The organism is Sphingobacterium chungjuense (genome assembly GCF_011316935.1).
In the GTDB taxonomy this organism is placed as follows: Bacteria; Bacteroidota; Bacteroidia; order Sphingobacteriales; family Sphingobacteriaceae; genus Sphingobacterium; species Sphingobacterium chungjuense.
The window spans coordinates 206,241-221,794 of the sequence record NZ_WLYS01000004.1 but is presented as its reverse complement, the minus strand read 5'-3'; the positions used below and the strand labels follow the sequence as shown (position 1 = coordinate 221,794).

Annotated in this window: 14 protein-coding genes; 9 read left to right on the top strand and 5 right to left on the bottom strand. The window is 41.8% G+C overall.

All coding sequences use genetic code 11. From position 1 onward, the window contains the following. Positions 1-161: 161 nt before the first annotated feature. The 3 genes from rpsB to rplM are packed head-to-tail and all read right to left on the bottom strand — an operon-like array spanning position 162 to position 1,834. The gene (rpsB, locus tag GKO22_RS11600; protein WP_116774196.1) at positions 162-974 is read right to left on the bottom strand and encodes a 30S ribosomal protein S2; all 813 of its coding nucleotides are present in this window, start codon (positions 972-974) and stop codon (positions 162-164) included. A gap of 18 nt (positions 975-992) precedes the next feature. Further along, a complete protein-coding gene (rpsI, locus tag GKO22_RS11595; protein ID WP_116774197.1) occupies positions 993-1,379 on the bottom strand; it encodes a 30S ribosomal protein S9 in 387 nt (128 codons plus the stop codon). 11 nt (positions 1,380-1,390) lie between these two features. Next, a complete protein-coding gene (rplM, locus tag GKO22_RS11590) occupies positions 1,391-1,834 on the bottom strand; it encodes a 50S ribosomal protein L13 (RefSeq protein ID WP_166335208.1) in 444 nt (147 codons plus the stop codon). Positions 1,835-2,154: 320 nt separating this feature from the next. Between rplM and GKO22_RS11585 the strand changes: the two genes are divergently transcribed. The 8 genes from GKO22_RS11585 to GKO22_RS11550 all read left to right on the top strand — a co-directional run bounded on the left by GKO22_RS11585 (position 2,155) and on the right by GKO22_RS11550 (position 11,403). Continuing rightward, positions 2,155-3,543: a porin gene (locus GKO22_RS11585; protein ID WP_166335206.1), complete on the top strand. Its 1,389-nt coding sequence runs from the start codon at positions 2,155-2,157 to the stop codon at positions 3,541-3,543. Between the two features lie 56 nt (positions 3,544-3,599). Continuing rightward, a complete protein-coding gene (locus tag GKO22_RS11580) occupies positions 3,600-5,144 on the top strand; it encodes an MFS transporter (protein ID WP_166335204.1) in 1,545 nt (514 codons plus the stop codon). A 40-nt stretch (positions 5,145-5,184) separates the two neighbouring features. Next, entirely contained in the window at positions 5,185-5,406 is a 222-nt protein-coding gene (locus GKO22_RS11575; protein ID WP_166335203.1) for a DUF6814 family protein, read from the top strand. A gap of 303 nt (positions 5,407-5,709) precedes the next feature. Further along, a complete protein-coding gene (locus GKO22_RS11570) occupies positions 5,710-7,365 on the top strand; it encodes a tetratricopeptide repeat protein (protein ID WP_166335201.1) in 1,656 nt (551 codons plus the stop codon). Beyond that, a complete protein-coding gene (locus GKO22_RS11565; protein ID WP_166335199.1) occupies positions 7,343-8,104 on the top strand; it encodes a DUF4292 domain-containing protein in 762 nt (253 codons plus the stop codon). The genes GKO22_RS11570 and GKO22_RS11565 overlap by 23 nt, the downstream gene beginning before the upstream one ends. Positions 8,105-8,238: 134 nt before the next feature. After that, a complete protein-coding gene (locus tag GKO22_RS11560) occupies positions 8,239-9,504 on the top strand; it encodes a murein hydrolase activator EnvC family protein (RefSeq protein ID WP_166335197.1) in 1,266 nt (421 codons plus the stop codon). A gap of 101 nt (positions 9,505-9,605) precedes the next feature. Further along, complete coding sequence (locus GKO22_RS11555; RefSeq protein WP_166335195.1) at positions 9,606-9,824, top strand: twin-arginine translocase TatA/TatE family subunit; 219 nt, start codon at positions 9,606-9,608, stop codon at positions 9,822-9,824. A 136-nt stretch (positions 9,825-9,960) separates the two neighbouring features. Continuing rightward, the gene (locus GKO22_RS11550; protein WP_166335193.1) at positions 9,961-11,403 is read left to right on the top strand and encodes a lytic transglycosylase domain-containing protein; all 1,443 of its coding nucleotides are present in this window, start codon (positions 9,961-9,963) and stop codon (positions 11,401-11,403) included. 5 nt (positions 11,404-11,408) lie between these two features. Here the strand turns inward: GKO22_RS11550 and GKO22_RS11545 are convergent, their stop codons facing one another. Both GKO22_RS11545 and GKO22_RS11540 read right to left on the bottom strand, forming a co-directional pair. Then, a complete protein-coding gene (locus tag GKO22_RS11545; RefSeq protein ID WP_166335191.1) occupies positions 11,409-11,927 on the bottom strand; it encodes a phosphoribosyltransferase family protein in 519 nt (172 codons plus the stop codon). A 109-nt stretch (positions 11,928-12,036) separates the two neighbouring features. Next, positions 12,037-12,612, bottom strand: coding sequence for a C40 family peptidase (locus tag GKO22_RS11540; RefSeq protein ID WP_116774211.1), 576 nt, complete (start codon positions 12,610-12,612; stop codon positions 12,037-12,039). Between the two features lie 431 nt (positions 12,613-13,043). Between GKO22_RS11540 and thrA the strand changes: the two genes are divergently transcribed. Continuing rightward, entirely contained in the window at positions 13,044-15,491 is a 2,448-nt protein-coding gene (gene thrA, locus GKO22_RS11535; RefSeq protein ID WP_166335190.1) for a bifunctional aspartate kinase/homoserine dehydrogenase I, read from the top strand. Positions 15,492-15,554 lie beyond the last annotated feature (63 nt).

The following is a 15,554-nucleotide window of genomic DNA, read 5'->3' as shown; positions in this document are numbered from 1 at the left end:
TAGTTTAGATCTGTTTCCTGACCAACAAAATAAGGTACTGATATGACCTGATTGTTAGCCTAATAATGAATAAGTAAAAAACCGGAGAGGCAAGCTAGTTTACAGAAGCAGAAGCTTCCAGAAACGAGCACTTGTCTGTCCGGCTTTAGTCGGTAGAATGATTATTCTACGTCTTTTGCTTTACGAGTGCGTTTTCCGGCAGTTGCATCTTCCGCAACTTCTGCGCCGTTATCGATAGCTGCTTTAGAAGCGGCTGCTTCTTTCTCAGCCTCATCTTCTTTATCGCGCTTACGCTCATCAAGACCTTCTTGAATTGCTTTACCAATTACTTCTGCAATCAGGTTGATCGACTTAGTCGCGTCATCATTCGCAGGGATTGGGAAATCAATGTTAGTAGGGTCAGAGTTGGTATCAACCATCGCAAAAGTAGGAATGTTTAATTTCATTGCTTCTGCAACGGCGATGTGCTCTTTCTTAACGTCTACGATGAATAATGCAGCTGGAAGACGGTTTAGGTCAGCAATACCTCCAAGAAGGTTTTCTAACTTGATACGCTCACGCTGAATCATTAATTTCTCTTTTTTAGATAATACGTCGTAAGTACCGTCTTTTTGCATCTTGTCAATGTTACCCATCTTCTTGATAGACTTGCGTACGGTTGCGAAGTTGGTAAGCATACCACCTAACCAACGCTCTGTAACGAAAGGCATGCTAACATCTTTCGCTTGTTGCGCGATGATTTCTTTAGCTTGTTTTTTCGTTGCTACGAATAATACTTTACGACCTGATTTTACGATTTGTTTGATAGCTGAAGCAGCTTCTTCCAATTTCGTAAGTGTTTTGTTCAAGTCAATGATGTGGATGCCATTACGCTCCATGAAAATGTACTTAGACATTTTCGGATCCCATTTACGGGTAAGGTGACCAAAGTGCACACCTGCATCCAATAAATCTTGATATGTTGTTCTTGCCATTTTGTGATCCTCCTTTGATTAACGTTTACTGAATTGGAATCTTCTACGCGCTTTGCGACGTCCTGGTTTCTTACGCTCAACCATACGGTCATCGCGTGTCATCAAACCTTTAGCACGTAAAGCTGGTTTCACTTCCGGGTCTAATTCTACCAATGCTTTAGCGATTGCCAGACGTACAGCTTCTGCTTGTCCTTTAACGCCTCCACCTTGTACGTTTACTTTAACATCAAAGTTGGCCAATGATTCTGCTACATTCAAAGATTGAGTAGCAATGTATTGCAATGGCAAAGTTGGAAAATATACCGTGTAGTCTTTACCGTTCACGGTAATGTTACCGCTACCTGCAGCTAAGTAGATGCGGGCAACAGCAGTCTTTCTTCTACCTGAAGTATTAGTTGTTGACATAATGAATCTCCTTAAAATTTAACAGTTTTTGGATTTTGTGCCTCGTGCTTGTGCTCAGAACCAGCATAAACAAAAAGGTTTCTGAATAGCTCACGGCCCAAACGGTTTTTAGGCAACATACCACGTACCGCTTTCTCAATGATGCGCTCTGGGTGTTTTGCCATTAATTCTTTTGGAGAAACAAAACGTTGACCACCTGGGTAGCCTGTGTAGCGAACATATACTTTGTCGCCCAATTTGTTTCCTGTCAACTTAATTTTGTCTGCGTTGATAACGATTACATTATCTCCACAGTCTACGTGTGGGGTGAATGTAGGCTTGTGTTTGCCGCGGATCACTTTCGCAATCTCGCTTGCCAAGCGCCCCAAAATCTCTCCTTCAGCGTCAACAACGATCCATTCCTTGTTTACGGTGTTTTTGTTAGCAGAGACAGTTTTGTAACTTAACGTATTCACTTGCTTTTGTTTTAATAAATTAATTGATAAATTCTATCCTTCCTGTACTCACTACAATAAGGTCTGCAAAGGTAAGCAATAATTCTTAGATCATACAATGAATTTTAATAATGTAAAACTGTTTTCGACGTAGCTGTCAATTCAGACATGCAACATTATATTTAATGATATTAAATTTTCTAATTTATTATTTAATTATTAAATTGGTTTATTATTTTAATTCATAATGGTTTTCGCTATTATGTTTAATCTTCGCAAGATACTATCACAGCTAGTATATAGTTGCACGCTAACCAATTTGATAACCAACACGATTCGATATGAAGTTTTTTATGGGTATACTATGTTTGGTTTTTCTGAGCCAAGCAGGTTTTGGGCAGGGATCTTCGGAGTACGATTCTGGCATCAAATTAGACTTAAATGAAGATGGATCAAAATACGTCCGATTTGTAATCTGGAATCAGATATGGGCAAGATCTACCCAAAGCAATCCAGGATCAATGATTAATGGCGAAGAGGCTAATAGAAGTTATGATGTCGCCAATCGCCGCCTAAGGTTCCTGATGTATGCGCAACTCACGCCTCGTTATCTTGTATTTACACATGTTGGTGTCAACAATCAGTCTTTTGTAGGAGGCGGTGCGCCTGGTCCCGATGCACTTGGAACGGGTGCAAATGGTGCCGGCAAAAAGCCTGGAATATTTTTCCACGACGCATGGAATGAATATGCTGTCATATTACCGTCTGCTGATAAGCCTTTTAGTTTGTCGATCGGTGGTGGTCTGCATTATTACACAGGGCTATCACGATCTACGATGACTTCAACACTGAATATCATGACGCTCGACGCGCCGATATTCAATTGGCCACTAATCGAAAATTCGGATCAGTTTGCACGTCAGATGGGTTTATTTGCAAAAGGTAAATATGGCCCTTTAGAATATCGATTTAGTGTGAATAAACCATTCGCTACGAATCTAACTCCTTTAAACGCCGCAAGCCCAGATCAGGCCATCGCAGTCGACAATAATGGAAACGCGCGACTATCCACGGGTGGCTATGTGGAATACCAATTTTTGGAAAGAGAATCTAACCTATTGCCGTTCAAAACCGGATCGTATCTCGGCACGAAAAGAGTATTTAATCTGGGAGTCGGTTTTTACAATGCAGCAAGATCTACCCGTAGTATGGTAGCTGGAGACATCCGTCAACACGCTATGAAATTATATTCTGCAGATGCTTTCTTGGATTTGCCGATTGGCACGCCAGAACGAAAAGCTGCCTTAACGATGTATTCTGTATTCTACAATTACAACATGGGGCCAAACTACCTTAGGAATTTGGGGCTTATGAATTTAGCCGTCGAAGATCCAAATTTTACTGGATCTCGTGCGTTGGCAGGTCCGGGCAACCTCCAACCCATGATTGGTACCGGCAATATATGGTATACACAGGCGGGTTATCTTATCCCGACATGGAAAGAAAAGCCAAAAGTTCGTTTGCAGCCTTTCGGAGCTTATACGTACAAAAATTTTGAACAATTGCAATCCGCAAGTTCGCAGTTCGATATAGGTGCTAATCTGCTCTTAGATGGACATCACGCCAAAATTACGGGACAATACTCTACAAGACCTATCTTTCGTGCAATTGGTGGCGAGCGAGATGGGTCTCGAGGAGATTTTATCGTCCAGTTACATATTTATTTATAAAACCAGATCTATTCGAGAAGATTTTTAACTTTAAATAACCAAAAAAACTAAATTTTATGAGCAATGCTAATCCGCAGAAGCCTAGTAGTATATGGAGCGTTATTACCGCTTCTTCTATGGGCACGTTGATCGAATGGTACGATTTCTATATTTTCGGAAGTCTAGCCGTTGTGCTTTCTACTAAGTTTTTTCCTGCAGACAATCCTACCGCAGCATTTCTGTCTACATTAGCCACCTTTGCGGCTGGTTTTGTCGTTCGCCCTTTTGGTGCGTTGTTCTTTGGTCGTTTAGGTGATATCATCGGCCGAAAGTACACGTTCATGGTCACCTTGTTATTGATGGGTGGAGCCACCTTCATTATCGGCTGTGTACCGAGTTTTGAAACTATTGGATATGCCGCACCATTTATTGTCTTATTGATGCGTTTGCTCCAAGGTTTAGCCTTGGGGGGCGAATACGGTGGAGCAGCTACGTACGTAGCTGAACACGCGCCTAAAGGACAGAAAGGATTTTGGACTTCTTGGATTCAAACGACAGCTACGGTCGGTCTATTTATATCGCTGCTAGTCATTCTGTTTACCAGAACCATGCTCACGCCAGAGCAATTTGATTTGTGGGGCTGGCGTATCCCTTTTTGGGTATCAATCTTGATGGTCTACGTGTCTTACCTGATTCGTAAGAATATGAGCGAATCCCCAGCCTTTGCGAAAGCAAAATCGGAAGGTAAAACATCTTCTAACCCGCTCAAAGAAAGTTTTGGCAACAGATACAATCTCAAGTTTGTATTGCTTGCTTTGTTTGGTGCAGCCATGGGGCAAGGAGTGATCTGGTATACCGGTCAGTTTTATGCTATGAGCTTTTTAGAACGCGTCATGTCTGTAAACCCCGAACAGGTGATTACGATTTTAGTGATGGCTTTGTTAGGAGGCACACCTTTCTTCATCTTCTTTGGTTGGTTGAGTGATAAAATTGGTCGAAAGGCGGTGATGATGTCTGGTATGCTGATCGCTATTCTATCGTACCGCGCGATTTATGAAAAAATGTACCAAACGACCAATCTGGAGCATAAAACAGAAATGGTAGAACAACGAACGGAAACCAATGCGCTAAAGAAGTTGGGAGATACGCAGGATTCGGTGTTTACAACGACACGGTATTTTGAAGACGGTACTACCGTTAAGGAAACGCGTACCTTACATCTGGAAAATGGTGTGGCGAAGATCGTTAGTGGAAAAACGCAGATAACACAGGCTAAATCTATAGAGGTGAATAGTGCTGACAAATGGAGTTTGACTTTTCTGGTTTGGATACAGGTACTGTTTGTGACAATGGTTTATGGGCCAATTGCAGCTTTTTTGGTCGAACTCTTTCCAGTACGCATACGGTATACTTCGATGTCTTTGCCTTATCATATTGGAAACGGAATTTTTGGAGGGTTGTTGCCTGCGATCTCAACCTACTTCGTTTCCAATGCGCAAAGTGAGGGTAAGATCGATTTTTATCTAGAAGGACTTTGGTATCCAATTATTATAGGTGCTATCTGTTTTGTAATCGGAGTAATCTATATCACCAAAAAGATGACCACGCGGTATACAGATTAACGAATTGATTTTTTTAATAGTTGATGTAAACGAAATTAATATGAATGCGATAAAAAGATTTTTAGGAATAGTTTGGATTCTTTTGGCTGTGGGCATGGGCTATTTTCTAGTCACTTTTGGCTGGCCAAAATTCGTGTCGGGTACGCAAGATGGCCTCGTTTTTGGAATTATTATTTTGTTTGTGCTATTGCCTCTGATTGTGCTCGGACTCCTAGTATTTGGTTATTATGCGCTAATTGGTGAGTACACACAAGAAGAATAAGGGTAAATTGGTTGTTGTACTAATTGCTGCGCAGCAACCAATTTTTCTAATGCCACGTCCGATGTGATTCTGCTCAGGACAGGATAGTTGTATTTGCCGTTTTTTCGGTCATTTGTTAATTTTTTGCTAAACCAAAAAACGAGATGCTGTTTAGAACTTTATTATTTTACTTTTGTTTAAACTATCTTTAGGATAATTTAATAAATAAGATTCCAATAATATTAGTTCAAGTTCAATCCATATATGTTTTCAAATTCTTTTCAACGGATTCTTCTGTTATCAGTCCTGTTCGTATGCACGATTTTGACCAAATCAGAGGCACAACAAGCAACGCCAGATTCTGCTTATCAGCAGAAATTGATCGAATTCCAACAATTACTGCAAGCAGGACAGGTAAACGAGGGTGCTGAGTTATTGGATAACCTTATTCAGGAATATCCCGAATACTCGGAAGCATATTACGCGAAGTCCTTATTGTATGCGCAAATGGGCGATGTAGAAGGCAGCTTGCCATTTGCCCAACAAGCTATTCGTCTCAAACCCAAAGATCTCACCTACAATAATCACCTACTTGGTATTTACAAAACGATGGGAGATGGCGAGGCGATCGTGCGTACGCTCAATGAGCTTTTACAGTATTATCCGAACAATCCGGTGATCCTGCGCGAAAAGATGTTGATGCTGCATGCATCCGATAAATCCGAAGAAGCATTGGCTGTATATGACGAAGCGATTGAAGCAATTGGTGATTCGGATACGCTAGATGTGGTAAAAGCCGAAGTGTTGATTGATATGGGTAAGCTGAAAGAAGCACGCACCTTATTACAGAAATGGTATCACGAACGTTCACCGATACGCGAGGTGTATGGTACATTGGCTTTCGTAAACAATAACCTGGGGCAAGGAAAACAATCTATCCAAGTGTTGGAAGACGGTTTGACTTTTACGAAGAATGATTTTCTATATTTTGACTTAGCTGATATTTATAATAATCAGAAAAAGCCGCAGCGAGCATATGCGGCACTGCAAGAAGCTTTTCGTTCGGAAAGCATTCCTTATCCCGAAAAACACCGCGTGATGACGCAGATCGCAGCTAGTCCAGATATGTTGACCTTGCCGCAAAAACAAGATTTGGCGAATATGCTGGTGTTGAAATACCCCCGCATAGCAGAGAACTATAATTTTAAGGCAGACATCCTTTGGCAAAGTCAAAATTTGGCGGAGGCCAAATCATTGTATCTGACCTCGTTGGGTATCAATCCACGGCAGGCAGATACGTGGAGGAAATTGATGAATGTGGAGATGGCGGCCAATCAACTCAGCGAAAGTATTATGCACGGGCAAGAAGCTTTGATCCATTTTCCGGATAATGCGATCTTGTTTTACTTTACTGGAGTTGCTTATTTCATGAATAACGATACGACTGCAGCACGTGAATATTTAGAAGCAGCCTTGGATAATAGTGCCAATGAAAATGATTATGTTAAATCGATGATCTACGGCTCGCTAGGCGATTTGTACCACTCTCTAGATATGATAAAGGTGTCTGATGCCGCTTATCAGGAAGCTATTGCGTTGGATAGCACGAATGCATCTGCTTTAAATAACTTGGCTTATTACTGGTCAATTCGCAAAGAAAATTTGGATCAAGCTGCTGCATATGCTAAGCAAGCCACTGAGCTAGAGCCAACTTCCAATACGTTTATGGATACCTATGCTTGGGTATTATTTCAGCAAGGAAATTACCAAGAAGCACAGGTCTGGATTGAAAAAGCGATGAAAGGCGAAAAGCCTTCTGCTGTCTTGCTAGAGCATCATGGCGATATTCTAGCTAAACTAGGCAAAACGAAAAATGCGGTTGCACAATGGCAGAAAGCATTAAACCTAGCCCATGAAGACAAGTCTGTAGATGTAGATAAATTAAAAGAAAAGATCCGTGAGAAGAAGTTTATTGACTAAATACATTTGCGCGTTGCTTGCTGTTGTGGTTTTCGCGTCGTCCTGTTCATCTCGCCGGAAGACGGCAAAAGGAGCAGAAGTGCCGACAGCAGATGTCGCTACGGATAACTCCATCAAGACATTTGAGATGAGCAATCTCGATTATTTTACATTCTCTGGCAGAGCAAAGGCCAAGGTGACGATGGATAAAAATAGCCACGATGCGACCACCCACATTCGAATAGAGCGAGATAAAGCCATTTGGATATCCGTTACGGCCTTACTAAATATTGAAGTAGCACGTGTATTAATCACGCCAGATAGTATCAAGATACAGACGAAGTATCCGAAAAAGGAATTAATTACGCGCCCATTCTCTTATGTATATAACTACGTCAATCCCGGATTGACTTTTAAGGCATTGCAAGATATTTTGGTAGGAAATCTTTCGCCTGAACTTTTGCGCTCATCACAGGTTCAGGTTGCTAGTAGCGGCGATGACGTCATCATTGTAGGATCGAAGAACAATGTGACATTCCAATACGGTATGAATCCACAAAATCGACCTTATGCCACCAAAATAGAAGACAAGCAATTAGGTCAAATCTTGGACGCGTCGTACGATCAATATGGCTCATTCGATGGGCACGTATTTCCACAGCGCTTTATCCTGAACGTGCAGGGAGAAGGTTTGCAGGTTAAAGCAGATTTACAATACAACCGTGTACAATTCAATGAAAAGTTGGATATGCCTTTTTAGACTTTCAAATGCGGATGTTCTGTTAAATTTCGTAAAATGTCAAAAAAAGACCTATCCCCGTGTCAGCTTAACTGATTAATATCGTTAATTTTGCCTCTTTACAAATGATTGGATAGCTAGTTCCGGTAACTCTTATGATCAAAAAAATAATCTTCAGTATAGCTTTCGTGTGTTTTGCAGTGGGTTTGTCCTTCGGACAAAGCAGTGCTGAGCTGAAGAAGCAAAGAGAAAGAATCGATGCTGAAATCGCGACGATACAGAAAGGATTACGTGCCAAATTGCAAGAGAAGTTGCTTTCCCAAAATGAAGTAACTGCATTGAGCAAGCAGTTGAATTTGCGCGAAGATAAAATCGGAACGATCAATAAAGAGTTGCAAATCATCAGTAATCAGATCACTAAAAATACACGGGAAGTAGCAGCACTCGAAGCCGAACTGGAAAAGATGCGCCAAGATTATAAGAAAATGATCTTGTTCGCTTTTCGTAATAAGAATGCCTATAACAAGATGATGTTCATCTTCGCATCGCGAGATTTCAATCAAGGTTTCAAGCGGGTAAAGTATTTGCAGCAGTTCAATGATGCTAGAAAGATCAAGGCTGCTGAAATCGAAGGAACACAAAAACAGATACAACTTAAACTTGCTCAATTAGAAGTAGACAAACAAACTCAGGCCAAGTTATTGGCAGAGCAACGTGCGGAGCGCGATGTCATCTCTAAAGATAGAGCCAATCACCAGCAAGAATTAAGCAAATTAGTGCGCGAAGAACGCGGTTTCCAGAGCCAATTGACAAGCAAGCAACAAGAGAAAAAACGACTAGATGCTGCTATCCGTAATGCCATTGCGCGTGAAGTAGCTGCCGCAAAACGCTTGGAAGAAGAGCGCCGACGCAAACTAGCGGAAGAAGAAGCCAAACGATCGGGTACCACAGTGGTAGAAGCCGAGAAGAAAATTGCCGAAAAAACAGGTTCTAATGTGTTGAACAGCACGCCAGAAGCCACACGTCTATCAGCCGACTTTAAGTCGAATCGTGGTCGCCTTCCATGGCCAGTAGCACAAGGAAATATCATCAGTGCTTTCGGGCGCAAGACCGTAGAGCGCGGTGTTACAGTAGATGATTTAGATGTCGGTATTCGCACAGGATCAAATGCATCAGTTCGTGCTGTTTTCGATGGCGAAGTGGCACAAGCACTGCCAGGGTTGATCGTGATACGACATGGTGAATTCTTTACCACGTATTCTAACTTAAAGTCGCATTCGGTGCGTCGTGGAGAGAAAATATCTCGAGGTCAAACCATCGGTACAGTAGACGATGATCCAGACCGTGGCTTCCCGGTACTTAACTTTGGCGTGTACCAAGGGCAAAATCCACAAGATCCTTCCGGATGGTTGGCGCGTTAGGAATTAATATAATAGTAACAAAATAATTGAAATATTAGTATTATTCCCTGATAGTGACTACATTTGAGTTCAGTGTTATGGGATAATTAGGAACAGATATTATGAATACAGCACATTTAGCGTTTATAGGAACGCAAGAAATTATCATTATTGTCGTCATCGTTCTACTTCTTTTTGGAGGTAAGAAAATTCCTGAATTGATGCGTGGATTGGGTAGAGGTGTAAAGGAATTTAAAGAGGGGCAACGTGAGGAGCCTACCGCTGAGGATACTGATACAACACATACCAGAAGAAATGACTCGATCAACGATCCAAGATAATCGGATCTTGAATAGATAACGGCCAAAAAGTTCTGCTAGCCAATCGCTAGCAGAACTTTTTGGCTTTTTGTATTTATAGTGTTGGCATGTAAGGCATCAGGTCAACGCCCATTTTATGTAATCACACCCATGTATAATGGACAATAAGACAAGCTTATTACTATTGATGTTGGTGATGGTCTTCCAAACGACCACAGCACAAAAAAGAGCAAGAAATGTATTGCGACAGCCATTGCAGCAGTCGATACAAAAGCAATTTGAACAGGAGCGAGAATCTGTCGTATTGCAGCTCGATTCCATCAAAGAAGCACATGGTGCGCAGGTCGACTTCTCCTACGATGATGTGCTGATAGGGCAGCGTATCCAACGGATGCAAAAAACCATTCCATTAGAATATAATCATCTGGTTAAAGCCTATCTAGACAAGTACATTTCCAGAAATTACAAACCTTATATGGAGAAATTATTGGGTTTGAGCGAATATTATTTCCCGATATACGAGCAGATTTTTGAAGAAACTCACGTGCCCGACGAAGTCAAATATTTATCGGTGGTAGAGTCATCGCTGAATCCGCACACTTTGTCTTCTTCTGGCGCTTTAGGCCCTTGGCAGTTTATCTATGGTACGGCAAAAGGTTATAACCTAGCGATGGATGGTTATGTAGACGAACGCAAAGATGTGTATCTCAGTACGTATGCCGTCTCTAAATACCTAACCGAAGCTTATGATGAATTCAATGATTGGTTGTTGGCTTTAGCATCGTACAATTGTGGTCGTGGTTGTGTAAGACGTGCCATACAACGCTCTGGTATGCACGCGCCGACCTTCTGGGAATTGTCTCCTTATTTGCCGCAAGAAACGCGTAATTACATCCCTAAATATATTGCCATTTCCTATGTCTTGAAGCATGCAGAATCACATCAGCTAGTTGCACAGGCTACTGATCTACAATCTCCATATCGTGTGTTGATGGTGGATCGACAAGTAGACTTAAATCAATTGGCTCAAGCGGTAGATTGTTCTTTGGAGGTAATGCAAGCCTATAACCCAGCTTTTAAACGAAAGCAGGTGAACGGTACGGTAGAACAACCTAAAAGACTCATCGTGCCCATGCTAGAAGGTGCTAATGATTCACTTCTTTACGTAGCACTTCATCAGCAAACTAATCCAATGATGGATAAAAAGTTGGCTGGAGTACATTATACGGTGAAGGCGGGCGAAACATTGGCCACAATTGCCAGAAAGCATGATGTGACTGTGTCAGAACTGTTAGCATGGAATGACCTTTCTTCCAAAAGTGTCACCGTTGGCAAAACTTTATGGATTGAAAAAGAAGAAGCTCAGCGTGTCGACACGAAATTGGCTTCAAATGTGAGCAAAGCAAAAGCAACGGTAGCACCGGTGAAACAGACCGCTTATGTCGTACATACGGTCAAAAAGGGAGATACGTTGACCGGGATTGCATCTCGCTACAAAGGAGCGACGATCGCACAACTAAAAGCCGATAACAATATCAAAAATAACCACCTGTCTATCGGTCAGAAGATCAAAGTTGCTCAAGTGAAAGGAAGAATCTAATGCGATTAAGCGAGGTAAGCGGCATCTGAAGCCACACCATCATGTTCTTCAAATTCTACCTCCACATGCTCTTTCAAAATAGTGGAAAGCTTTAAGCCATAGTAATCACTGAAAATAGGGAAGGAGTGGTGGCTGCGGTCTATCAGTACTGCTGTACGCATTTTCTTTAAAGGGATGTTTAAGAATAGTCCTAAACCGTAAGCCAAAGTTCGGCCACTATTTAATACATCATCTACCAACACGATTACTTTATCTTGTGCGATGGTCAGATCTTGATCGGCGCTGGCATCCAGCTGTCGTTTCAATTTGTCGATGGTTACGCGCATCAGCTCGATATTGATCTGCGGAGCGATCTCCTGCAACAATTTTTGCAAACGTTGTGCAAATACATAACCTCTATCGGCAATCCCTACAAGCACGATATCTGTTTCATCAAAATTATCTTCGATGATCTGATAAGCGATACGTTTAGACTTTTGATGAATCTGTTCTTTATTTAAAATTAGGGTTTTCGTTGCCGACATAGTGTAATGGTATTGAATGCTATAAAAATAGCAAATCTTTCAAATAAAAAAGTCTGAATGTGATGTACATTCAGACTTAAAATATCGTAAAACTCCTACGGAGAATGGATTAGTTCAGGTTATCATCTTCGTCGCTTCCGATGTTGGCCATCATCACACGATCTTGATCTACTTTAGGGCGTCCGCCACTAAAGTAATAACGACGCCAATAAGCTTCATCCAGATTACTCACCATCACTCCTTTACTAGAAGATGCGTGTGCAAACTGATTATCTCCCAAATAAACACCCACATGTGTTATGCTTTTGCTGCGGATTTTGAAGAATACTAAATCACCCGCTTGAAGGTCATTTTTTTGTACAGTCGTCACATTGGCATACTGATTGCGACTGTTATAACCAATGGTGGTGTTGAATACATTTTCATACACAGCCAACGAAAACTTAGAGCAATCAATACCACGCTTGGAATCTCCACCTAGTCTATAAGGTGTGCCGATCCACTCGTAAACAAATTGATAAAGTTTGGTATTGGTAGTAGCGTTAACAGCAACGCCCATAATTTGTGAAAAGTACTCTTTCGCCAGATTATCAGGGTCAGAGGATTTTGTTTGTGTTGTTTGTGCCTGCGACACTAGACATAAGCCTATGAAAAGCATTGCTGCTACTAGTTTCTTTGTTTTCATTAAATCGCGTTTTCGCTGATGAATAAATGGATTACTAGGTGTAAATCCCCTAGCTCTCTATGTATTTATCACAAATGTAATGTATAGATACGCGAGTTGCAAGAGAAATTATTTCATTTCTATGATATTTCTTCCAAACAGGTAGTTACCCCCTCATCTCGCTAAAAAGAATTAGCCTTTAAGCTCTCTATTGAGTAATTGTTTAATTTTCGACAAAATGTTTGGATTATTTAAAATAATATCCTTTATTTGTTGTAAGAATTTTATTTGACATGCAATCATCGATCACTATTATTACAATTATTACCACCGGGATTAGTTCGCCGGAGGAAGTTTTTGTATGGTAGCGACTCAACGTACTTAATTATACAAAGCCTTCCTCCGCAAAGAGGAAGGCTTTTTTTTATGGTGTTATTTATCGCAATTATTATATGAAAGTTTTGAAATTTGGCGGCACATCAGTGGGTTCGGTAGAAAGTATCCGATCCGTACTAGCGATTATCAAGAAGTCTTACGAAAGTGGAGAACAACCTATCGTGGTATTGTCGGCCATGTCTGGCATTACCAATACCTTACAAGCGATGGCCGAAGATGCTGCCGCTGGAAATTCGTTTGAAGCAGGACTTGCCGAGATGGAAGCCAAACATTTTGATGTGGTGAAAAATTTGATTCCAGTCAAATTCCAAAATCCAGTATTCACACGACTAAAACTTTTGTTTAATGAAATCGATGCCCTGCTACAAGGTGTAGCTGTATTGCAGGAGTTGAGTTTACAGAGTAAGGATTTGTTGATATCCTACGGAGAACGCTGTTCAAGCTATATGGTATCCAAGATCATGGAGCAGGAAATCCCCCATGTTTCGTTTATAGATGCTTCGTCGTACATCAAGACCGATTCAAATTTTGGACAGGCTAACGTAGATCAAGAACGTACGATACCATTGATTCAGGCATTGAATTACACACACGCCGATAAACTACTTTTTGTGACGGGATTTATTGGTTCGAATGATGCTGGCCGTGTCACCACATTAGGAAGAGGCGGTTCAGATTATACAGCAGCGATTTTCGGTGCGGCGCTAGATGCCGAGCGGATTGAGATCTGGACCGACGTAGATGGTATGCTGACAGCAGATCCACGCATTGTGTCCAAAGCCTTTCCTTTATCTACGCTATCCTATACGGAAGCGATGGAGCTTTCTTATTTTGGTGCCAAGGTGATTTACCCACCAACGATGTTGCCGGCTTTCACCAAAAAAATACCGATCGTGATACGCAATACCTTCAACCCAGATTTTGCGGGAACAGTTATTCAGTTCGAAAGCGAGAAATCACCGTACCCGATCAAAGGTATTTCGTCTATTGGCGACATCTCGGTGATCAATATGATTGGTAGCGGCATGATTGGTCGTACTGGTTTTAGTGGTCGACTATTTAGCTTATTGGCGCGCGAGCAGATCAACGTGATCTTAATTACGCAGTCTTCTTCTGAGCATAGCATCACTTTTGCTGTGAGTCCGCAAGACACGCAAAAAGCACAGCAATTAATCTATCAAGAATTTGAACTGGAGATCGGAGCTGGAAAACTGATCTTGCCCGAGCCGGAGTCTGGATTATCGGTTTTAGCCATCGTGGGTGAAAATATGAAACGCACGCCGGGTATGTCGGGCAAGCTGTTTCAGGCCTTGGCGCGCAACGGAATCAATGTTCGCGCGATCGCGCAAGGATCTTCCGAGTTGAATATCTCCGTGATCATCGATAAGGAAAATTTGGGTAAAGCATTGAATGCAGTGCACGATTCCTTTTTTGCTACGTTGAATAAAACACTGCATGTATTTAGCCTCGGAACAGGCAATATCGGTGCAACTTTGTACCAGCAATTGCGCGAGCAACACGATTTTCTGGTAGAGCATAATGACATTGATATTAAGGTAGTGGGCATCGCCAATTCCAGAAAAATGCATTTTGATGTGTCGGGGATTGATCTTGCTGATTGGGAATCCGCCTTAGAAGCGCAAGGCGAAGTATCTGACCTAGCTGTTTTTGTAGAACGCATGAAGCTGTTCAACTTGCCGAACTGTGTATTTATCGATAACACAGCCAGCGCCTTGCCTTCTACCTATTACGAGGAGATTTTTAAATCTAGCATTTCGATCGTTACCTGTAATAAGATTGCGAACTCTGGTTCGTTCGCCAATTACAAGCTATTGCGCGATACCGCACGTCGTTTTGGTGTAGATTTCTACTATGAGACCAATGTGGGAGCTGGCTTGCCAATTGTACGCGTGCTCAAAGATTTGATGATGAGCGGCGACCGACTGTTAAAAATAGAGGCGATTCTCTCGGGAACGATTTCCTACATCTTCAACAATTTTGTAGAAGGCGTTTCCTTCTACGATGTGGTCAAGCAAGCGCAGGAATTGGGCTATACTGAGCCAGATCCGCGGGATGATTTGGGCGGTGTGGATTTTATGCGTAAAATGTTGATCCTCGCTCGCGATGCCGGACATGAAATCGAACCGGAAGACGTGGTGTTAGGCAATATCCTCCCAGCATCTTGTTTAGCAGCGACTTCAGTGCCCGATTTCTATGCCGAGCTTCAAAAGTCAGACGCTTATTTTAATGATTTACGCGATCAGGCTGCCGCCGAAAATAAAGTGTTGCGTTATATCGGTAAGCTGGCTGATGGTAAAGTGTTTATCGAGCTGGAAATGGTCGGTGCCGATCATCCGTTTTACTCCCTATCAGGTAGTGACAATGTCATATCCTTTACCACAGAACGATACAAAGTGCGTCCATTAGTGGTGAAAGGGCCTGGTGCTGGTGCTGAGGTAACCGCCGCAGGCGTATTTTCAGACTTAGTGAACATTGGTGCATAATAATTAAAAAACCAAACGAGTAATCTAGAAGAAACAATATGAATGATGATAAAAGTGCTGACT